The sequence below is a fragment of the Paenibacillus sp. NFR01 genome (genome assembly GCF_900111565.1).
Lineage (GTDB): Bacteria > Bacillota > Bacilli > Paenibacillales > Paenibacillaceae > Paenibacillus_AQ.
Genome location: NZ_FOIK01000003.1, coordinates 366,854 through 386,500, shown reverse-complemented (window position 1 = coordinate 386,500; position 19,647 = coordinate 366,854). Strand labels below are relative to the sequence as shown.

Genomic DNA, 19,647 nt, shown 5'->3' with positions numbered 1-19,647 from the left:
CTCATAATAAATTCTTATTATGCGAAAGCGACTGGGCCCTGCAGCCTATGACAGATATAACCAAAGCGGCCGTCATTAAAACATGTACCTGATCAGCCCGGTCCAGCTCAAGTAATCCAGCAGAAACCCCGCCACAAAGTGGCCCAGGACAATCGCCAGCAGCAAGTGCAGCAATCTTCCCTGTGGGCTCTTGGGATATCTTATGACCAAATCGAGCTTAAGGTTCTGAAGTGCCCACCAAGAGAGTACGACACAGAACAAAGAAACGATCATTGAGACCAGACCGCTGGTGCCGGCGCTTCTTGTTAGTTCGGAGTCCCAAAACTGATTCATGTTCCACCCCCGTGTTCATACTTACTCGGAAATCGACTCTTATATCATACTTGTGAAGATAAAAAGAATCCAGTACTTTTACAAATATTTAAACAATGCCATCCTTACCGTGCCCGAAAAATGACGATCCGTTCACCTCTTGTAAACTTCTACCGGTTGTTTATTTCAAATATCATGTGAAAAAGAAAGCGGCCAAACCAGAGGCTTGACCGCATCCTATTATTTTTGCGATTTGCCTGCAGACACCTTGATCCGCGTGACGGCGCGCTGAAGCGCGAGCTCGGCACGGCGGTGGTCGACGTCGTCCTGCTTGCTGCGGGACTGCAAACGGCGCTGCGCCCGTTCCTTGGCCGCTTCCGCGCGCTCCAGGTCGATGTCCTTCGGCAGCTCGGCGCTTTCGGCCAGTACGGTTACTTTGTCTTTATGCACTTCCATAAATCCGCCGTGCACCGCGATGGTTGTCGTCTCCCCGTCAGCCTTGACGATAAGAGGAGCAACCTGCAGCGGCGTGACCAGCGGAATATGGCCCGGCAAAATACCGAGGTCACCGTCGGCGCCCTTGACCGTCAGGCTGTTCACCTGTTTGGAGAGCACCAGATGATCCGGAGTGACAATTTCCAGCAGAAAAGTGTTCACTTTTATTCCTCCTTAAAGCTTTGCGGAGCAAAGCTTGCGTCGAAAGCATCAGCTTAGCTTTGCGCAGCAAAGCTTGCGTCGAAAGCATCAGCTTAGCTTTGCGCAGCAAAGCTTGCTTCGTAAGCATCAGCCTAGCCGAGCAAAGTCTTAGAGCGATTTTGCTTTTTCGACCGCTTCTTCGATCGTGCCTACGAACAGGAATGCCGCTTCCGGAAGATCGTCATGTTTGCCTTCAAGGATCTCCTTGAAGCTGCGGACGGTTTCTTTGATCGGCACGTATTTACCCTTGAAGCCGGTGAATTGTTCCGCAACGTGGAAAGGCTGGGACAGGAAGCGTTCAACCTTACGTGCGCGGGCTACAATCACTTTGTCGTCTTCGCTGAGCTCATCCATACCGAGGATGGCGATGATATCCTGAAGTTCGGTGTAGCGCTGGAGCAGCTGTTTCACGCCTTGCGCCACGTTGTAGTGCTCTTCTCCGACGATTTCCGGAGCCAGAATCCGCGAGCTGGAAGCGAGCGGGTCAACGGCCGGGAAGATCCCTTTTTCGGAGATTTTGCGTTCAAGGTTAGTCGTTGCATCCAAGTGGGCAAACGCCGTAGCCGGAGCCGGGTCAGTGTAGTCATCCGCCGGTACGTAGATCGCTTGGATGGAAGTAACGGAACCTTTTTTGGTGGACGTAATCCGTTCCTGCAATTGGCCCATTTCCGTAGCCAGCGTAGGCTGGTAACCTACGGCGGACGGCATGCGTCCGAGGAGTGCGGATACTTCGGAACCCGCTTGGGTAAAGCGGAAGATGTTGTCGATAAAGAGCAGCGTATCGCGGCCTTCAACATCGCGGAAATATTCCGCCATGGTCAGACCGGTCAAGGCTACGCGCAGACGCGCGCCCGGCGGCTCGTTCATTTGCCCGAACACCATCGCCGTTTTCTTGATAACGCCGGAGTCGGTCATTTCATGGTAAAGGTCATTTCCTTCGCGCGTACGTTCGCCGACCCCTGCAAATACGGAGATCCCGCCGTGTTCCTGCGCGATGTTGTTGATAAGTTCCTGGATGGTAACGGTTTTACCTACGCCGGCACCGCCGAAGAGGCCGATTTTACCGCCCTTGGCATAAGGGGCCAGCAGGTCGATAACCTTGATACCCGTTTCCAGGATTTCTGCTTGCGTCGAGAGCTCGTCGAATGTCGGAGCAAGACGGTGAATCGGATTTTTCTCAACCGCTCCGATTTCTTCGCCGTTGTCGATTGGATTGCCGAGCACGTTGAATACCCGGCCCAGCGTTACCGCTCCAACCGGAACCGAGATCGGACCGCCTTGGTCGATGGCATCGAGTCCGCGGACGAGGCCGTCCGTCGAAGACATGGCGATGCAGCGAACCAGGTTGTCGCCCAGATGGTTGGAAACCTCTAGCGTCAAATTAATGGCACGGCCATTTCCCGTACTTGCTTCAATCTTAATGGCGTTGAATATTTCGGGCAGTTGGCCGCGTTCAAATTCAATATCGACAACCGGACCCATAATGCTGACAACGCGTCCTTTGTTCATTTTGATTTCCCTCCTCAAAAGCTAAGCTTCATACACTTAAGACTGCGCGTTGGCGCCGGCCACAATTTCGGTGATTTCTTGCGTAATCGCCGCCTGGCGGGCACGGTTGTACGTAAGGGTCAAAGATCCGATCATTTTCGATGCATTTTTGGTTGCACTGCCCATCGCTGTCATTTTCGCGCCCAGCTCGCTGGCTTTGCCGTCCAGAATCGCACTGTAAATCAAAGTTTCCGCATATTTCGGAAGCAGTACTTCAAGAACACCCTCGGCCGAAGGCTCATATTCATAAAGAGCGCTTACGCCATGTGCCTTCTCCTGCTGTTCCACGGGTTCCATCGGCAGCAGGCGATCCACGGTCGGGATCTGGCTGATGGCATTCACGAACCGGTTGTAGCAGATGTATACCTCGTCGTACGCGCCTGTCTCAAACTGGCTGACCGCTGAATAGGCGATCGTTTTGATGTCGGCGAATGTCGGGGTATCCGAAAGTTCCGTGACTTCCTCCACAATCGGATAATCGCGGCGGCGCAGGAAATCACGGCCTTTGCGGCCGATGACAAACAAACCGTATTCATCTTTGGATGGGTGCCGTTCGGACAACAGCATCGTCACTTTGCGCAAAATGTTGGCGTTGTAACCGCCCGCCAAACCTCTGTCGGAAGTAACGATGATATAGGCGGTCTTTTTCACAGGACGGCTGACCAGCATTGGATGCGATGCGCCCTGCGAGCCGGCGGCAATGCTGGCTACGACTTCCTTGAGCTTCTCCGAATACGGGCGGGCCGCCTCCGCTTTCTCCTGCGCTTTGCGCAGCTTGGAGGCCGCGACCATTTCCATCGCCTTCGTGATCTGTCTGGTGTTCTGAACGCTCTTGATTTGACGTTTAATATCACGCATGCTTCTTGCCATGAGTTCACCACCTTATATCTTCAGAGCTTTGGCCCCTGCCAAAGCTCGGTTACGGCAATATTGTTCACCCGCGCTGATTAGCTGGTCGCGAAGCCTTTTTTGAACTTCTCGATCGCTTCTTTCAAAGCGGCTTCATTGTCGGCTGTCAAATCCTTCGTATCGGTAATCGACTTCAGAATTTCCGGCGCACTGCTGTCCACGAACGACAGGAATTCTTTTTCGAAGCGGCGGACGTCTTTGACCGGAATATCGTCAAGGAAGCCTTTAACGGCCGTGTACAGGCTGACCACTTGGTGCTCAACGTGCAGCGGCTGGTTTACGCCTTGCTTCAGAATTTCCATCATCCGGGCACCGCGGTTAAGACGGGCTTGCGTCGATTTATCGAGGTCGGAACCGAACTGCGAGAACGCTTGAAGCTCGCGGTATTGGGCCAGATCCAGACGCAGGGAGCCTGCGACCTTCTTCATCGCCTTGATTTGCGCCGATCCGCCTACGCGGGATACGGAGATACCGACGTTGATCGCCGGACGTTGCCCGGAGTTGAACAAGTCGGATTCAAGGAAGATTTGGCCGTCCGTAATCGAAATTACGTTCGTCGGAATGTATGCCGATACGTCGGAAGCTTGTGTTTCGATGAAAGGCAGGGCGGTTAATGAACCTCCACCCAGTGCATCGCTGAGCTTGGCCGCACGTTCCAGAAGGCGGGAATGCAGATAGAACACGTCACCAGGGAAAGCTTCGCGGCCCGGAGGACGGCGGAGCAACAGGGACAGTTCGCGGTAAGCGGATGCTTGCTTCGAAAGGTCATCATAAATGACGAGGACATGCTCGCCTTTGTACATGAAGTATTCGCCCATTGCGCAGCCTGCGTATGGAGCGATATACAGCAGCGGAGACGGCTCGGAAGCCGATGCGGTCACGACGATGGTATATTCCAGCGCGCCGTGGCGGCGGAGGGTTTCCACTACCTGTGCTACCGTGGATTGTTTTTGTCCGATGGCAACATAGATACATTTCATGCCGTTGCCTTTTTGGTTGATGATCGCGTCGATCGCGATCGCCGTTTTACCGGTTTGACGGTCACCGATGATGAGCTCGCGTTGGCCGCGGCCGATCGGAACCATCGCATCGATCGCTTTCAGACCGGTTTGCATCGGTTCATGAACCGACTTACGGTCGATAACGCCCGGAGCGTTGTTTTCAACAGGACGGAATTCCGTCGTTGCGATCGGTCCTTTGCCGTCCAGCGGTTGACCCAGCGGATTCACGACACGGCCAAGCAGCGCTTCGCCAACCGGCACCTGCATGATTTGACCTGTACGTTTCACTTGGTCGCCTTCGCGAATTTCCGTGTACTCACCCAGAATAACAACACCGACGTTGCTTTCTTCCAGATTGAGCGCCATTCCCACTACGCCGTTGGAGAATTCCACCAGCTCGCCGGCCATGGCGTTTTCAAGACCGTATACGCGGGCAATCCCGTCGCCGACTTGAATAACGGTGCCGATTTCGGCCACTTCAATATCGGCTTTATATTGTTCGATTTGACTTTTGATCAAAGTGCTGATTTCTTCAGGTCTGATGCTCAATATGTTCACCCCTATCTTCTGTGCTTATCGTTAAAAGATTTCTCAAGCCGTTCCAGCTTGCCGGACAAACTTCCGTCATAGAGCGTATCGCCAATGATCACCTTCAGCCCGCCGAGCAGGCTTTTATCGACGACATTGCTGACACGGATGTTGCGGCCGGACAACCGTCCGAATTCTGCGGCAACTTCTTCCTGTTCCTGTTCGTTCAGCGGATAAGTGGAATATACGGTAGCATCGGCAAGTCCAAGGCTTTCGCCTTCAAGCTTGATGTAGCTATCCAAAAGATCGCCGAGAATCCCGATTCTTCCCCGCTGCACAAGCAGCTCCAGCGTGTTGATCACCGTAGCGGACAGTTTGCCGGAAAGCGCGGTTTTCAGCACTTCCAGTTTCTGCTCTCCGGAAATCTTCGGCGTGGCGATGAAGCGTTGCAGGTCAACATCGGAATTGAGCGCTTCGACGAGGCTCTTCAACTCCTGTTCAACCTCCAGCGTCTTTTGCTCTTCATGGGCCACTTGAAACAATGCTTTCGCATATCTTTTGGCGACAACCGTATCCTGACTCATGACTGGCCTCCAACCTTTTTAAGGTATTGGTCAACCAGTTCTTCTTGAGCGGCATCTGAGCTGACTTCTTTTTCAAGCAGCTTGGAAGCGATCTTTACCGAAGCCGCGCCGAGCTCGCCGCGCAAAGCCTCAACCGCTTTGTTCTTCTCGTTCTGAATATCGCGAACAGCCTCTTCTTTGATGCGGGCTGCTTCAACTTTAGCCTGTTCGAGCAATTGCTCGGATTGCTTTCCGCTCGTCTGCCGGGATTGCTCGATGATGTCGTACGCTTCCTTGCGGGCATTTTGCAGAGCCTGTTTTTGCTCCTCTACGAAAGCGACCGCTTGCTCCCGCGTTTGGGTAGCTTCGTTAAGCTGCGACATGACAAGTTCACGGCGTTTCTCCATAACGGAGAACAACGGGCCGAAGGCGTACTTATTGAGCAGAAGATACAAGATCAGGAACGCGATCAGCGCCAGCACGAGAGATGTGATAGAAAAATGCACTAGGGGTCACTCCTTTCCGCTTGACTTTCATTATCTTTACAGAGCGAATTTCTTCAAAAAAGAAAGCGCGGATGGCCGTGGCCTTCCCCGCCAAATATTGCGACTTCTTAGGCTCCCGCGTAGAAAATGAAAGCCAATACGACACCGATGATCGGCAGGGCTTCAACCAGACCTACCCCGATAAACATAGTGGTTTGCAGCGTGCTTCTAGCTTCTGGTTGACGGGCGATACCTTCTACCGTTTTGCTGACAATCAGACCGTTACCGATACCGGCGCCCAGTGCGCCCAAACCTACCGCGATTGCTGCCGCGATGTATGCCATAACTCCCATTAGATGAATCCTCCTTAAAGATCTAAGTTTTATAGTTTTTTTATTTACAAGCTTCTACGCGCCCATGGCGCGAAAAGCCTCAATCAATGTTCCTCATGCGTCTCCAATGCCTGCGAAATGTATACGAAGGTCAAAATCGTAAAGACAAACGCTTGGATGGAGCCAACGAAAATACTGAAGCCCTGCCAGATCATGAGCAGCGGAATCGATGCGATCGCCCCGACAATCCCGGATGAACCGAGCTTGATCAGAACGGTGATCAATACCTCGCCCGCGAAAATATTCCCGAATAGACGCATCCCGTGCGTCAGCAGCTTCGAGAACTGCTCTATCAGGTTTATCGGCAAGAAGAATGCAAAAGGCTGTAAATAGTGTTTGAAGTATCCCTTGGTGTTCCTCGTCATCCCCAGGAAATGTACCAGGACGAATACCAATCCGGCCAAGCCCATCGATACCGAGGCATCGGCGGTAGGCGATTTCCACCAGCTTACGCCAACCTCAACCTCTTCGCCCGGCTTCGCAGCTTGATCCTCATGGATTTTGTCGACCACGGTAACCAGCGGCTGGCTGAAAAAGGTTGCTTTATCTGCGTCCTTATACTCCGTTACAATCCCGAAGGGCAGACCGAGCATGTTGCCTACGAAGATAAACATGATCAGCGTCATGCCAAGCGAGAGAAACGGCTTGCCTTTTTTCATATCCATATTGCTTGAAATCAAACCTTGGACAAACTCCACGACCCATTCCATGAAATTCTGCAGTTTCCCCGGATTCTCCACAGAGAGATTGCGGGTTGCCAGACGCGCGATGACAAAGACAATCGTACAGGTGACAATCAGCATCAGAATGATGGACAGATCGAAGTTGAGTCCTCCAAGTTCAATAATCGGTGATTCATGCATTGTGTTCTCACCCCTTTCTCGTCAGCGGCTTCATTTCTCATTCATTACCATAATAAATCCTATAATAGGAGTCATTAGCTGTCCGACGACAAGACTGGCGCATACCGCAATCTCACTGAAGTAATGAGGATACTCGAGCGCCAAAATAATGGCAAGGATCGAGGTAGCTACTCTGACACCAAAGCCAAGCGTAGCCCGGCCCTTTCGCTGACCCGCTGCCGATTTGCCGATATTGTTGATCTTGTAGCCCATATAGAGCACATTGATGCAACTGACAGAAGCGCCCAGTACCGTTCCGTGAAAGATCGTCCGCCGATGGGGCATCAGCTCCGCGATAATGAAGCATACCGCGATGATGGCCATAATGGTCACAAACATAATCTTGTTTAGCTTCGATATGTCATTCATCGCTTTCCCTCATCACTCGTTTTATCACGCTAACAATGCTTGCGGCTCCCGACAACATACCAAAAAGCACGCCCAAGCCGACCCAAAGACCTGCGTTTCCCCACATCCCGCCGAGCCATCTTCCGAGAAAATAGCCCCCGATTGTGCAGCCCGCAAGGTCGACGCCGATTGCGCTGGCCAAACCTATGGCGCGATAGGCTCTCGCCGGATCTTTGCCTTCATTTTGGTTCCGGTCAGATTGATTCATTGTATCCCGCCCTTGGATTTCAATTCATTTTACTGAATGTTACAAGAGTTTGTCAATCAAGCGGAAACAGTGTTTCTAAGCGTGAAAATATGAAAAAAGTCACATAAAAATCAAAAAAATCCGCACAAACCATACAGTTTTACTGCATGGTATTTTCATTTCTTTTCACCAGCTAGTTTTTAAGCCTCTGGTGAAATTGTGAACGTTCTGTGAAACTCTTCGGGACGCTCTTCGACAACACCGAAATGATGCAAAATCGCATTGACAATTCTCTTGGAGGCATTTCCGTCTCCATACGGGTTGGCGGCCCGGCTCATTGATTGATAGAGGTCCTCATCAGTCAACAAAGCATGTGTCCGTTGATACACCTTCTCTTCGTCCGTACCCACAAGTTCCAAGGTTCCGGCCTCAATTCCTTCCGGACGTTCTGTCGTATCGCGAAGTACGAGCACTGGAACGCCAAAGGAAGGGGCTTCTTCCTGTAAGCCGCCGGAATCTGTCAGGATCAGGTGGGTATACGGGTAAAAATTGTGCAGGTCTACGACATCCAGCGGATCGATCAGCTTGATTCTCGGGTGGTCGCCCAGGATCTCGTACGCCGGCTCTTTGACGGCCGGGCTCGGGTGCACGGGATACACAATGGCTACATCTTCAAATTCATCAGCGATTCTTTTGACTGCACGGAAAATATGACGGTGCGGTTCGCCTTGTGATTCTCTGCGGTGCGCCGTCATCAGAATAAGCCTTTTTCCTGAAGCAAAATCAAGAACGGGATGCCGGTAATCCGGCTGTACGGTATATTGAAACACATCGGTTACGGTATTGCCTGTGATATAAATAGTTGACTCTTTCTTGTTTTCGTGTCTCAAATTCCCCGCCGACCAGTCGGTCGGAGCGAAGTGAAGATCGGCCAAAACACCCGTCAGCTGGCGGTTCATCTCCTCCGGATAAGGCGACAGTTTATTCCAGGTTCGCAGCCCGGCTTCCACATGCCCCACCTGGATTTGCTGCAAAAATGCGGCATAGCTGGCCAGGAAGGTCGTCAGTGTATCGCCATGCACCAGCACGAGATCCGGCTTGGCTTCGCGGAGAACCGGCTCCAGCCCTTCCAGCACACGAATCGAGATTTCGTTCAGGGTCTGGCGGTTCTTCATGACATCCAGATCGTAATCCGGCGTAATATGGAACACTTCCAGCACCTGGTCCAGCAATTCGCGGTGTTGGGCCGTGACGCAGACGAGCGATTCGATATGCTCCGGATGTCTGCCCAGCTCCAGAACCAGCGGCGCCATCTTGATCGCCTCCGGACGCACCCCGAATATCGTCATTACTTTAATCTTGGACATTGCCCATGGCCTCTCTTTCATCCGATCTCTACATTATTGTGTGGTAAGTGAATTACTTCGTTCCGTACAAGCGGTCGCCGGCATCGCCGAGTCCCGGTACGATGTATCCGTGATCGTTCAAATGGTCGTCAAGCGCGGCAACGTAAATATCGACATCCGGGTGGGCGGCTTGCACGGCGGCAACCCCTTCCGGCGCGGCGATCAGGTTCATCATCTTGATTTGGGTACAGCCCCGGTTTTTGAGCGAAGTGATTGCCGCAATCGCCGAGCCCCCGGTAGCCAGCATCGGATCGATGACGATCAGCAGGCGTTCCTGTACATCCGTTGGCAGCTTGATATAGTATTCCACCGGCTGCAGCGTTTCCGGATCGCGGAACAAGCCGACATGTCCGACCTTTGCCGCAGGCAGCAGCTTCAGCACGCCTTCCAGCATTCCAAGACCCGCGCGGAGAATCGGAATCAGGCCCAGCATACGCCCGGAGATCACTTTGCTTTGCGTTTCGGATACCGGCGTTTGCACGGTGATGTCCTCAAGCGGAATTTCGCGTGTAATTTCATAAGCCATCAGGGTGGCTACTTCATCGACAAGCTCGCGGAACTCTTTCGTGTTCGTCCGCTCGTCGCGGATAAATGTCAGTTTGTGCTGAATCAATGGATGATCGCAAATCACCAGTTTTCCCATTCTTGTACCTCCGGTATTGTAAGTCTTGTCCGCCGCAGAAAGCGCTTTGAATCGCTTCCTCGGCTAAATCTTGTCTATTATATCATCACCGCGGATGCTTTTCACCTACGTTTGAACCGGACTGCCGGCTAAGCCTGCAAGCCGCTTCAAAAACCGTGTTAGTTTGCGTAATTCCTCTGTTTTCATACTTTTCACACTTTTTTCACGAGTATTTTCGAAAAATGGTTGAACTTTTCAACACTTTTACATCGATTTTCATTTAGATTTCATCAGCCAATTGTGAACATTATTCAAAATTGTACACGGTGGAAGGACAACATTATCTCACAAACTTATAACCATCTTCTAACTAAAAAAGCCGCCGCAGCATCCGGCGGATGGCCGGAGCATACAGTGGCTCAAGGTAAGGTTAAAGGATTAGTAACGCAGGTCGGAGTAAAGCGGGTATTTCTCGGTCAGTGCAGCAACCTCTTTCGCCGCTTCCGCCAGCTTGCCCTCATCCTGCGAATTTTTCAGCACGTTGGCGATAATGCGTCCGATGACGACCATCGCTTCCTCGTCCATTCCGCGGGAAGTGACCGCAGGCGTTCCGATCCGGATGCCGCTGGTAACGAATGGGCTGGTCGGATCAAACGGAATGGCGTTTTTGTTGACGGTAATACCGATGGAATCGAGCACCTTCTCGGCATCTTTGCCGGTGATGTTCAAGTTGCGGGTATCCACCAGCATCAGGTGGTTGTCCGTTCCGCCGGATACGATGTTGACGCCTTCGCCGATCAGCGTTTCCGCCAGCACCTTCGCGTTCTTCACTACGTTCTCTGCATAGGTCTTGAAAGACGGCTGCAGTGCTTCGCCCAGCGCAACGGCTTTGGAGGCGATGACATGCATCAGCGGACCGCCTTGCGAGCCCGGGAATACGGCCTTGTCGATTGCGGCCGCCCATGGCTGTCTGCACAGAATCATGCCGCCCCGCGGACCGCGAAGCGTTTTATGTGTCGTGGTCGTCACGAAATGTGCATGAGGCACAGGGCTCGGGTGCACGCCTGCGGCAACCAGGCCGGCGATATGCGCCATGTCGACCATGAACAGCGCGCCGACATCATTCGCAATCGAAGCCAGTGCTTCAAAATCGATCGTGCGCGGATATGCGCTCGCTCCGGCGACAATCAGGCGCGGCCGGTGTTTGAACGCCGCCTTGCGCACTTCGTCATAATCAATCAGGAAGGTGTTCTCTTGAACGCCGTAAGCCACAAAGTTGTACAGCAAGCCGGAAGCGTTGACTGGGCTGCCGTGGGTCAAGTGTCCGCCATGCGCCAGGTTCATGCCGAGCACGGTATCGCCCGGATTCAGCGCAGCGAGATAAACGGCCATGTTGGCTTGAGCGCCGGAATGCGGCTGGACGTTGGCATGTTCGGCGCCGAACAATTGCTTCGCACGGTCACGGGCCAAATTCTCCACGATATCCACGTCTTCGCAGCCGCCGTAATAGCGTTTGCCCGGATAACCTTCGGCGTATTTATTCGTGAGCACGGAGCCCATCGCTTCCATTACCGCTTCGCTGACAATGTTCTCCGAAGCAATCAGTTCAATGTTGCGGCGTTGACGGCTCAGTTCCAGCCCCATCGCTTCCAGTACCGCCGGGTCACTCTTACGCAATTGTTCCATTTGTTTCTACTTCCTCCCTGATTTCAAAATATAGTTTTATAGCTTATGCAGAGTAATCTGCGAATTCCTGATTCCCCTGTCCGGGGACCGTCCCGGCATCAGTCGCAGCTACCGCTTCCGCTTGTCTCCGGCGCGCGGTACACCGCCCGCTCACCGCCAACAAGCGGCGGCCTGCTGTATGCCGCATTGACCCTCGCCTGTCCAACATACCGTTGGCTCGGCCGGAAAGGCACCGCCACCCGGCGCAGGTGCATGCCGATGAGCGTCTCCCCGATGTCGATGCCCGCATGGGCAGCCACCGTTTCGGCCAGCACCGGGTCCGCCATGGACCGGTAGGCCGCCGTCGCCATCGAGCCGCCGGCTCCCGGAATCGGCACGGCGGATACTTCGGTAAGGCCAAGCGCCTCCAGCAACGAACGCTCCATGACCAATGAACGGTTCAGATGCTCGCAGCACTGGAACACGGGATGGAAGCCCCGTTCCTCTGCAACCTCCCGTATTCCGGCAAGCAGCTGCTCCGCTACCTCCAGCGCGCCGCCTTTGCCGATATGCACGCCGGCTACCTCGCTCGTGCTGGCTCCGACGACCAAAACCTTCCCCGGGCCAAGCTTGGCTGCATCGGCCAATTCGCGGACGATGGCCGCGGTTTGCTCCGCCAGTTTCGTGATTTCATTCATCCTTTATGCCTCCTCAATGGGCGCCGGGACGGTATCATCCTGAATTTAAACAAAAAAGAGCAGTCCGCAGGAAGCTGCGGATGTGCTCTTTCGCCCAGGCGACCGGCCGTGTATTCCGGTGCTCCATCGTGGTTTGATCCACCGTTGTCGCCAGTTACACCGGAACCGGATAATATAAATTCATCTTAATGTATGCCGCCGCAAAAATCAACAATGGATCCGCAGGCTGCAGCAGGATAAAATTGCATATTCTGTATTACTGGTGCCGCAGCGTTTCCAGCTTGTCGAGCAAACTGTACAGGGCCGTGCGGATTTCGGCCGCGGTCAGCTCATAGTCTTCGCGCGTTCCGCCGAACGGATCGGTGATATCGAAGCTGGGAATCCGCTGGCGGATTTCAATGATCCGCTGCATATCCGCAGGATCGGGTTCGCCGCCAAGCGCAAGGCGCAGTTCCGCATCCGCATACAAGCTGTCCAGCTCGCGGATATCTCCGTTCACGCTATCTTCATTATAAACAAATTCCTTGAGCGTATGCGTCTTGGCAACAGCTTCGGGAAAATATTGCAGCAAGTGCCGTTTATGCCCGCTGGTCAGGGTCAATACAAGATCCGCCCAGGCCACCGTCTCCGGAGTCAATTGCGAAGACTGAATGGTATCCGTGATTCCTTCATCCCGCAGAATAGCCGCCGCGTGGCGGGACATGGACATACCGGAAATGGCGGACACGCCGGCAGACCGCACTTCAAGTGCCAGGCCCCGCTCCTTCGCCAGCTTCCGCAGAAGCCCCTCAGCCATCGGGCTGCGGCAGGTGTTGCCGGTGCAGACGAACAATATACGCAGCATGCGTACCACCTCCAGTTTAAAATAGCAGCTGACGTTTTGCTGATGATAACCGCAATTTCAGCTGTTTATGCCGTTATTGTATCAGAAGATGAACAGCAATCCAAACGCCAGAAGAATCGCCCCGCCCAGCGCCTCACCGTAGTCGCCCAGCCCCCGGCGGACACGCCTTCCGACCAGCAGGCCGATGATCGACATGAGGCCGCCGCAGGCGCCGAAGGCCAGCACCGTCAGGGCAATGCTGCTGACGAACATCCCGAGCGAAACGCCGACCGAAAACGAATCCACGCTTACGCTGAGCGAAATGAGCAGCATTCCCCAGAACGTCCGGTATTCGAATTGATGTTTGCCGTCATCTCCGCTCCGGAACGCATTTATAACCATATGTCCGCCGAGCAGCACCAGCAGGCCGCCGGCCGCGTATGTCGTAACTTTGCCCAGCAAATGCCCGACATAATTGCCGGTAAACAAGCCAAGCAAAGGCATCAGCACGTGAAAAAGGGCGATGAGCAGGCTGAGCTGCAGCACATGCAGCAGACGGATTCCCTTCATCCCGATCCCTACGCCGAGGGAAAAGGCATCCATTCCCAGGGCGACCGCCATGATCGCGATCGTTATCAGTTGCCCGTATCCCATATACCCGCCGGCCACGTCCATGTCCAACCCTCCAAGTCCGAATATCTTGTACACCTAACGATATGCGGACAAGAAGGCGATCATGCCTCTCACAAGCACGGACACCGATTGGGATGACGGCTTATGCACCAAACGGAAAAAGAGAATGCCTGCGCACGGCAGAATAACCTTGCAGCCGCCTCATTCTCCCGCTTCGATCACGGTGCCGCCGGCGGCTTTCATCAGCCGGTTCATGATCGCGGCGCCGAGGCCGGTTTCCGGACAAGCCTCGGCAAGGATATACGTCGCGCCCGCTTCATCGAAGTCCCGCAAGGCGGCATACAGGGCGCGAGCGCCTTCCTCCGGCGAGGCCAGGGCGCCGAGAGAACGGACGCAGGCGGCGGGGTTCGCGGGGTAGAGGGCCCGGTGCTCCTCGAAGAGGAGCAGGCCCGTCGTTTCCCCGCTTAACGCCGCCGCCGCCAGCCGCGCAGCGGCCGCTTCCGCCACGCGCTGCGGCGTGGCGCCGCGCACGACGCCCAGCCAGCCGCGCGGGGCGTAGTGCGTGTACTTCATGCCCGGCGCGCGCGGCGCCGGGCCGTCTTCCGCCGCCGCATCCCGGGCGGCGGCTTCTTCGCCCGGCGTCGCCGACACGGCGCCGGAGCCGAGCACCGCCGCGAGCTGTTCGGCGGTGATGCCGCCGGGACGGAGGATCACTGCCGTCCCGTCCGGCTGCACCTGCACGACGGTCGACTCCAGGCCGACCCCGGCCGGGCCGCCGTCCAGCACCCCGCCGATATAGCCGGCGAGGTCGCCGCGGACATGGCCGGCCGTCGTCGGGCTTGGCCGGCCGGAACGGTTGGCGCTGGGCGCCGCCACCGGACAGCCCGCTTCGCGGATCAGCGCCTGTGCGACGCCGTGGGCCGGCATGCGCACGCCGACCGTGTCCAGGCCGGCCGTCACCAGCGGGGAGAGCACGCCGGGACGGACCGGCAGCACCAGCGTCAGCGGGCCGGGCCAAAACGCCTCGATCAGCGCAGTCGCCGCCGGGCTGACCTCCGTCACCAGCGGATCAAGCGCTTCGCGATCGGCGATGTGCACGATGAGCGGGTTATCCGAAGGACGGCCTTTGGCGGCAAAGACCGCCTCCACTGCCGCGGTATTCCGGGCATCCGCGCCTAGTCCGTATACCGTTTCGGTCGGAAAAGCGACCGTCGCTCCGCCCGCCAGCATTTCGGCCGCTTCCGCAAGCGCCTGCCGGTCCTGCGCGTCGATTGCGTTTGAATCCATGCCGAGGAAGTCTTCCGCCGGAGCCTGCAGGCGCCAATATTTCGTATCCTGTATGCCTCCGCTGCGGCGCTGCGCCGCAAACGGATAGTCGTCACGTTGTACCATCAAAGATCACAAGCTTTCTGAAAGAGGTTTGTGAAGCGCATCAAACATGCCCGATAATATACCCGATGATATAAACCAATGACATGCCAAATGCCGAAAAAAACGGCTCCAGGGCTGGAGCCGCATTGCTATCTTTTCATAGTATCACAAGCTCGGGTAAAACTGTAGAGTGTCCTCACTTTGGCGAGTACGACTAGATCAGGAGAATAAGCTGCAAATCCAGCTCCAAATCTTCGCCAGCAGATCGACCACGAAAAACCGGACCTCCGGCGTCTCCGCTCCTTTGTCCGCCGCATCTCCGGCAGCCGCAGTTACGGCACCCGCACCGGCCGCGGATGCTTTAACCGCCTTCACCTGCGCGCTGCTTTTGCCGTCCTGCTTCACGTCGGCTGCCGGCGCTGCCGCAGCGTCGCCCGATCCCGCATCGATAAAGCAAAGCGGCGGAAAGAGCACGCACCACCAGTTTTGTCCCTCGCCTTTGCCCAGCGTGACGCGCAGCGCTTCATAATCGCCGGCCGGATAGACCGTGCCGCCGTACATTTTCGTCGGAAACGGAACGATGCCCAGTTCCACTTTATAGCCGTAGGAAATGCTCCGCTTCGCAAGCTCGCTTCCGACCAGCGCGTTCAGCTCCGGCAGATGGGTACGGATGGTTCCCCGCGCCTGCTCCAGGCTTTGCGGATTCTCCAGCTCGGCCACCCACTTATTCATCTGCTCCACAATGGCGTCACGGATTTGCCGTTTGACCAGCTGATCACCCGGAGCATCCGAATTGGCCAGAATGCGCAGGCGGATCGACTCCTTCGGAATGGCGGTTTCGGCCAGGGCGGCATCGCTTTTTTGGCTTTCCCACATCATCAGCACGACCATAAAAAAAGAAATTAAAATGGCGGTATACTTAATCGTCGTGCGCAGAGATTCGGCAAACCCTTGTTTTGTTGCGTTCATCTTTCTCTTCCCCTCTCCCGTAACTCCTTGATGTTCCCATTATGCCCGGGGAGAGGAAGCGGCAAACCTAGCAATCTATTAATTTTTTATTAGCGTGATATATTGCGCATAAAAAAGCCGCAGCCCTTTGCAGGGACTACGGCGGAATGCTTTAGCTTTGCTTGGCGGCCGGCGGATAGGCAAGCGGCTCCGGAAGATCTTCCTCCACTTCCTGGCCGTGCAGCCGCACGCTCATTACGAGGCCGATGCTGGCCATGTTGATCATCAGCGAGGTGCCGCCGAAGCTGATAAACGGCAGCGTGATCCCGGTCAGCGGCATCAGGCCGATGAAGGCACCGATATTTTCAAAAATTTGATACAGCAGCATCGCCACAATGCCGATAATCAGGAACGGCCCGCCCCTGTCCTTGCATTCCAGCGCAATCAATATCATCCTGTGGATCAATATAAAGTAGAGCAGCAGCACCAGCGCCGAGCCGACAAACCCGTACTCCTCGGCGATCTGCACGAAGATCGAGTCGGAATACGTATACGGCACGCGGTCCGTCTGCACGGAGCTGCCTTTCATGTAGCCTTCTCCGCTCATGCCGCCCGAGGCGATCGCCAGCTTGGCGTTTTTCGTATGATAACTCGCTTTGGCCGTCGCCTTATCGGGAACCAGCCATGGATCAAAACGCTCGACCCAGTGCTCCCGGCCGATGCCCACAAAGAATTTTTCAATATTATCATGATAATGGATGTAACTCATGATGCCCGCCGTAGCCGTGGAAGCGATCACCAGCAGCCCGATCAGCGCATGGGAGAACTTGATGTTCCCGATCCAAAGCAGCCCGAACAGAATCACGATGTAGGATAACGCATTCCCCAAGTCATTCTGGCTGATGACGATCAGAAAGGGCAGCGCCGCCATCATACCGAGTGGGACGACATCCTTCCAGAACAGCAACCGGTTTTTATTTTTGCGGACCAGCACCGATGCCAGAAACATTATGAGAATCAGCTTGAACAGCTCAGCCGGCTGCAAGCTGAACCCGCCGAATTTGATCCAGCCCTGCGCGCCGTTCTCTTCGGCTCCGATGAAGCTGACCAGCACGAGCACGCCAATGCCAATGATATAGATATACATCGCATATTTGATGAGCAGCCGGTAATCCACAAAAATAATTCCCGTAAAGGCGATAATGCCGAGAATATAAAATTTGATCATCTTGATATGCGAACCGTCCAGCCCGTCTCTGCCGTGGGTGACGCTGTATATGGAAAAAATGCTGACGACCATTAACAATGCCAGGACAACTAAAATGATGCCGTCGATTTTTTTGAGCTTCTGAAGCATTTCCCGTCTCCTTGCTTATGGTTTGGGTACCGCACACACGAAGCGGGTTCCCGTACCTTCTATTGTAAAGGAAGGGGCGGCAAAAAACCAATCTTCCCTTGCAGCGGGCGGCGGACTTAATTCTGGAAAAGCCGCCGCAACCTTCGCGCTGCATCAGCGGGCGATACCCAGCACATGGCGCGGGATGCCGGCGAGATCGTCGACCGTGACGATCTCGTTCCAGTGCCCGGCCGCGCGCAGCAGGCCGGCCACGTCCTCCGCCTGGCCGAGCCCCAGCTCGAAGCCGACCAGGCGGGGCGGGGCCGGGAGCAGCGGCAGCTGCTCCAGCATGCGGCGGTACGGGGCCAGCCCGTCCGCCCCGCCGTCGAGCGCGGTGCGCGGCTCATGGTCGCGCACTTCGCGCTGCAGCCCGGCGATGTCGCCGCCGGGAATGTACGGCGGGTTGGAGACGAGGATATCCGTCTCCATCCCCGCAAACGGCTCGAGCAGATCGCCGAGCCGGAAGTCCACGGCTGTGCCGTGGCGGCGGGCGTTGCGCCCGGCCACAGCCAGCGCGCCGGGGGAAATATCCCCGGCGCAGACCCGCCACGCCGGCGTTTCGGCCGCCAGCGTGACGCAAATCGCTCCGCTGCCGGCGCCGATATCGACGGCGGTCAGCGGCCTTGGCGCTGCTGCGCCTTCCGTTTGCGGCGCCCCCGCCGCATCCGTCGCAGCGCCGGCTAGGCCATCCGGCCACAGCTCGGCCGCATAGCGTAAAATCGCCTCGACCAGCAGCTCCGTCTCCGGCCGGGGGATCAGCACGTCCGGCGTCACTTCAAACGGCCGGCCGTAAAATTCCTGTTCGCCGATGATGTACTGCACCGGCTCCCCTGTGGCGCGGCGGTTAACCAGCCTCTCCCATTCTGCTTTCGCTTCCGGCGGGAACGGTTCGCCAAGCGCAATATAGAAGGCTGCGCCGGAAAGGCCCAGCGCATGCTCAAGCAAAAGCTGTGCGCTGCGCTGCGGTTCGGAGCATCCGTGTTCAGCCAAAAAAGAAGAAGCCTCCGCAAAGGCTTCCCGGATGCTTTGCACAGTAGACAAGACATATACGCCCTGGTTCAAAGCATTATTCTCCTTTTTCCATCAATTCCGCTTGCTCCGCAATCGACAGCGCCGAAATAATTTCGGCAATATCCCCGTTCATCACCTGATCCAGGCGATGCAGCGTCAGTCCGATCCGGTGATCGGTGACCCGGCTTTGCGGGAAGTTGTAGGTGCGAATCCGCTCGCTGCGGTCGCCCGTGCCGACTTTCGATTTGCGTTCGCCGGCATATTTTGCTTCTTCCTCTTGACGCATCATATCGGAAATCCGCGCGCGCAGCACCTGCAGCGCCTTTTCCTTGTTGGAGTTCTGGGATTTGCCGTCCTGACAAGTTGCCACGATGCCCGTTGGAACATGCGTCACGCGCACGGCCGATTTGGTCGTGTTAACGGACTGGCCGCCTGCACCGCTGGAACAGAACGTATCGACGCGGATATCCTTGTCGAGAATTTCAATATCGACTTCTTCCGCTTCCGGCATCACCGCCACCGTCGAGGTGGACGTATGAATCCGGCCGCCGGATTCGGTCGCCGGAATACGCTGCACGCGATGCGCGCCGCTTTCGAACTTCATTTTACTGTAAGCGCCCCGGCCGTTGATCATAAAGATGACTTCCTTGAAGCCGCCGAGATCGTTCATGTTGGCGTCCATCAGCTCAACGCGCCAGCCTTGGCTGTCGGCATACCGCGTGTACATCCGGTACAGGTCGGAAGCAAACAACGCCGCTTCGTCCCCGCCGGCTGCGCCGCGGATTTCCACGATAACGTTCTTATCGTCGTTCGGGTCTTTCGGCAAAAGCAGAATGCGGATTTTTTCATCCAGCGCCGCCTGCCGCTCGGAAAGGTCATCGATCTCCATCTTGACCATTTCCTTCATCTCATCGTCGAGCTTTTCGCCGAGCATCATTTTTGCTGCTTCGAGCTCTTCCACTACGTTTTTATATTCGGTATAAGCCTCAAAGGCGGGCTGCAAATCGGATTGTTCTTTGGAATAGTCCCTCAGTTTCTTACTGTCGTTTGCAACATCCGGATCACAAAGCAGTTCACTGAGCTTCTCATAGCGGTCCGCCAGGGATTGCAATCGGTCCAACAAGGGAATTCACCTCTCCTGAA

22 protein-coding genes and 1 riboswitch are annotated in these 19,647 nt (G+C 55.4%); all 22 genes read right to left on the bottom strand.

What is annotated here, in order from left to right; translation table 11 throughout:
* Positions 1–75: 75 nt before the first annotated feature.
* The 22 genes from BMW84_RS16595 to prfA all read right to left on the bottom strand — a co-directional run bounded on the left by BMW84_RS16595 (position 76) and on the right by prfA (position 19,627).
* The gene (locus tag BMW84_RS16595) at positions 76–333 is read right to left on the bottom strand and encodes a DUF1146 family protein (protein ID WP_091070321.1); all 258 of its coding nucleotides are present in this window, start codon (positions 331–333) and stop codon (positions 76–78) included.
* Between the two features lie 219 nt (positions 334–552).
* A complete protein-coding gene (locus tag BMW84_RS16590; protein WP_091070320.1) occupies positions 553–969 on the bottom strand; it encodes a F0F1 ATP synthase subunit epsilon in 417 nt (138 codons plus the stop codon).
* 147 nt (positions 970–1,116) lie between these two features.
* Entirely contained in the window at positions 1,117–2,517 is a 1,401-nt protein-coding gene (gene atpD, locus BMW84_RS16585; protein WP_091070317.1) for a F0F1 ATP synthase subunit beta, read from the bottom strand.
* Positions 2,518–2,553: 36 nt separating this feature from the next.
* Entirely contained in the window at positions 2,554–3,426 is an 873-nt protein-coding gene (atpG, locus tag BMW84_RS16580; RefSeq protein WP_091070316.1) for an ATP synthase F1 subunit gamma, read from the bottom strand.
* Between the two features lie 77 nt (positions 3,427–3,503).
* Entirely contained in the window at positions 3,504–5,015 is a 1,512-nt protein-coding gene (gene atpA / locus BMW84_RS16575) for a F0F1 ATP synthase subunit alpha (protein ID WP_091070314.1), read from the bottom strand.
* A gap of 11 nt (positions 5,016–5,026) precedes the next feature.
* The gene (locus BMW84_RS16570) at positions 5,027–5,578 is read right to left on the bottom strand and encodes a F0F1 ATP synthase subunit delta (RefSeq protein WP_091070312.1); all 552 of its coding nucleotides are present in this window, start codon (positions 5,576–5,578) and stop codon (positions 5,027–5,029) included.
* Complete coding sequence (gene atpF, locus BMW84_RS16565; RefSeq protein ID WP_091070311.1) at positions 5,575–6,063, bottom strand: F0F1 ATP synthase subunit B; 489 nt, start codon at positions 6,061–6,063, stop codon at positions 5,575–5,577. The genes BMW84_RS16570 and atpF overlap by 4 nt, the downstream gene beginning before the upstream one ends.
* A gap of 107 nt (positions 6,064–6,170) precedes the next feature.
* Positions 6,171–6,395: a F0F1 ATP synthase subunit C gene (gene atpE, locus BMW84_RS16560; RefSeq protein ID WP_091070309.1), complete on the bottom strand. Its 225-nt coding sequence runs from the start codon at positions 6,393–6,395 to the stop codon at positions 6,171–6,173.
* A gap of 83 nt (positions 6,396–6,478) precedes the next feature.
* The gene (gene atpB, locus BMW84_RS16555; RefSeq protein ID WP_091070308.1) at positions 6,479–7,297 is read right to left on the bottom strand and encodes a F0F1 ATP synthase subunit A; all 819 of its coding nucleotides are present in this window, start codon (positions 7,295–7,297) and stop codon (positions 6,479–6,481) included.
* 30 nt (positions 7,298–7,327) lie between these two features.
* Positions 7,328–7,705 carry an ATP synthase subunit I gene (locus BMW84_RS16550; RefSeq protein ID WP_091070306.1) on the bottom strand — a complete coding sequence of 126 codons (378 nt, stop codon included), beginning with the start codon at positions 7,703–7,705 and terminating at the stop codon, positions 7,328–7,330.
* Positions 7,698–7,952 carry an AtpZ/AtpI family protein gene (locus BMW84_RS16545; RefSeq protein ID WP_091070304.1) on the bottom strand — a complete coding sequence of 85 codons (255 nt, stop codon included), beginning with the start codon at positions 7,950–7,952 and terminating at the stop codon, positions 7,698–7,700. The genes BMW84_RS16550 and BMW84_RS16545 overlap by 8 nt, the downstream gene beginning before the upstream one ends.
* 179 nt (positions 7,953–8,131) lie before the next feature.
* A complete protein-coding gene (wecB, locus tag BMW84_RS16540; RefSeq protein ID WP_091070303.1) occupies positions 8,132–9,298 on the bottom strand; it encodes a non-hydrolyzing UDP-N-acetylglucosamine 2-epimerase in 1,167 nt (388 codons plus the stop codon).
* A gap of 52 nt (positions 9,299–9,350) precedes the next feature.
* On the bottom strand, positions 9,351–9,980 hold the full coding sequence (upp, locus tag BMW84_RS16535; RefSeq protein WP_091070301.1) for a uracil phosphoribosyltransferase: 630 nt from the start codon (positions 9,978–9,980) through the stop codon (positions 9,351–9,353).
* Positions 9,981–10,397: 417 nt separating this feature from the next.
* The gene (gene glyA, locus BMW84_RS16530; protein ID WP_091070300.1) at positions 10,398–11,645 is read right to left on the bottom strand and encodes a serine hydroxymethyltransferase; all 1,248 of its coding nucleotides are present in this window, start codon (positions 11,643–11,645) and stop codon (positions 10,398–10,400) included.
* 98 nt (positions 11,646–11,743) lie between these two features.
* Positions 11,744–12,322 carry a TIGR01440 family protein gene (locus BMW84_RS16525; protein ID WP_091070298.1) on the bottom strand — a complete coding sequence of 193 codons (579 nt, stop codon included), beginning with the start codon at positions 12,320–12,322 and terminating at the stop codon, positions 11,744–11,746.
* Between the two features lie 85 nt (positions 12,323–12,407).
* A riboswitch (ZMP/ZTP riboswitch) is annotated at positions 12,408–12,490 on the bottom strand.
* An 88-nt stretch (positions 12,491–12,578) separates the two neighbouring features.
* The gene (locus tag BMW84_RS16520; RefSeq protein ID WP_091070296.1) at positions 12,579–13,166 is read right to left on the bottom strand and encodes a low molecular weight protein arginine phosphatase; all 588 of its coding nucleotides are present in this window, start codon (positions 13,164–13,166) and stop codon (positions 12,579–12,581) included.
* Positions 13,167–13,247: 81 nt separating this feature from the next.
* Positions 13,248–13,820 (bottom strand): manganese efflux pump MntP, encoded by a 573-nt coding sequence (locus BMW84_RS16515; RefSeq protein WP_091070294.1) that lies wholly within the window; start codon positions 13,818–13,820, stop codon positions 13,248–13,250.
* A gap of 159 nt (positions 13,821–13,979) precedes the next feature.
* A complete protein-coding gene (locus BMW84_RS16510) occupies positions 13,980–15,065 on the bottom strand; it encodes an L-threonylcarbamoyladenylate synthase (protein WP_254773031.1) in 1,086 nt (361 codons plus the stop codon).
* Positions 15,066–15,368: 303 nt separating this feature from the next.
* On the bottom strand, positions 15,369–16,085 hold the full coding sequence (gene spoIIR / locus BMW84_RS16505) for a stage II sporulation protein R (RefSeq protein ID WP_091070565.1): 717 nt from the start codon (positions 16,083–16,085) through the stop codon (positions 15,369–15,371).
* A gap of 184 nt (positions 16,086–16,269) precedes the next feature.
* Positions 16,270–17,454 carry an FtsW/RodA/SpoVE family cell cycle protein gene (locus tag BMW84_RS16500; protein WP_091070291.1) on the bottom strand — a complete coding sequence of 395 codons (1,185 nt, stop codon included), beginning with the start codon at positions 17,452–17,454 and terminating at the stop codon, positions 16,270–16,272.
* A gap of 153 nt (positions 17,455–17,607) precedes the next feature.
* On the bottom strand, positions 17,608–18,555 hold the full coding sequence (prmC, locus tag BMW84_RS16495) for a peptide chain release factor N(5)-glutamine methyltransferase (RefSeq protein WP_091070289.1): 948 nt from the start codon (positions 18,553–18,555) through the stop codon (positions 17,608–17,610).
* Positions 18,556–18,559: 4 nt separating this feature from the next.
* Positions 18,560–19,627 carry a peptide chain release factor 1 gene (gene prfA, locus BMW84_RS16490; RefSeq protein WP_091070288.1) on the bottom strand — a complete coding sequence of 356 codons (1,068 nt, stop codon included), beginning with the start codon at positions 19,625–19,627 and terminating at the stop codon, positions 18,560–18,562.
* Between the last annotated feature and the right edge of the window lie 20 nt (positions 19,628–19,647).

Coding starts and splice junctions, on each gene's coding strand:
- atpG (WP_091070316.1), bottom strand. CDS start 3,426: ATGGCAAGAAGCATGCGTGATATTAAACGTCAAATCAAGAGCGTTCAG.
- BMW84_RS16570 (WP_091070312.1), bottom strand. CDS start 5,578: ATGAGTCAGGATACGGTTGTCGCCAAAAGATATGCGAAAGCATTGTTT.
- upp (WP_091070301.1), bottom strand. CDS start 9,980: ATGGGAAAACTGGTGATTTGCGATCATCCATTGATTCAGCACAAACTG.
- glyA (WP_091070300.1), bottom strand. CDS start 11,645: ATGGAACAATTGCGTAAGAGTGACCCGGCGGTACTGGAAGCGATGGGG.
- BMW84_RS16520 (WP_091070296.1), bottom strand. CDS start 13,166: ATGCTGCGTATATTGTTCGTCTGCACCGGCAACACCTGCCGCAGCCCG.
- BMW84_RS16510 (WP_254773031.1), bottom strand. CDS start 15,065: ATGGATTCAAACGCAATCGACGCGCAGGACCGGCAGGCGCTTGCGGAA.
- atpD (WP_091070317.1), bottom strand. CDS start 2,517: ATGAACAAAGGACGCGTTGTCAGCATTATGGGTCCGGTTGTCGATATT.
- atpB (WP_091070308.1), bottom strand. CDS start 7,297: ATGCATGAATCACCGATTATTGAACTTGGAGGACTCAACTTCGATCTG.
- BMW84_RS16545 (WP_091070304.1), bottom strand. CDS start 7,952: ATGAATCAATCTGACCGGAACCAAAATGAAGGCAAAGATCCGGCGAGA.
- BMW84_RS16595 (WP_091070321.1), bottom strand. CDS start 333: ATGAATCAGTTTTGGGACTCCGAACTAACAAGAAGCGCCGGCACCAGC.
- BMW84_RS16515 (WP_091070294.1), bottom strand. CDS start 13,820: ATGGACGTGGCCGGCGGGTATATGGGATACGGGCAACTGATAACGATC.
- atpE (WP_091070309.1), bottom strand. CDS start 6,395: ATGGGAGTTATGGCATACATCGCGGCAGCAATCGCGGTAGGTTTGGGC.
- BMW84_RS16525 (WP_091070298.1), bottom strand. CDS start 12,322: ATGAATGAAATCACGAAACTGGCGGAGCAAACCGCGGCCATCGTCCGC.
- BMW84_RS16550 (WP_091070306.1), bottom strand. CDS start 7,705: ATGAATGACATATCGAAGCTAAACAAGATTATGTTTGTGACCATTATG.
- BMW84_RS16500 (WP_091070291.1), bottom strand. CDS start 17,454: ATGCTTCAGAAGCTCAAAAAAATCGACGGCATCATTTTAGTTGTCCTG.
- wecB (WP_091070303.1), bottom strand. CDS start 9,298: ATGTCCAAGATTAAAGTAATGACGATATTCGGGGTGCGTCCGGAGGCG.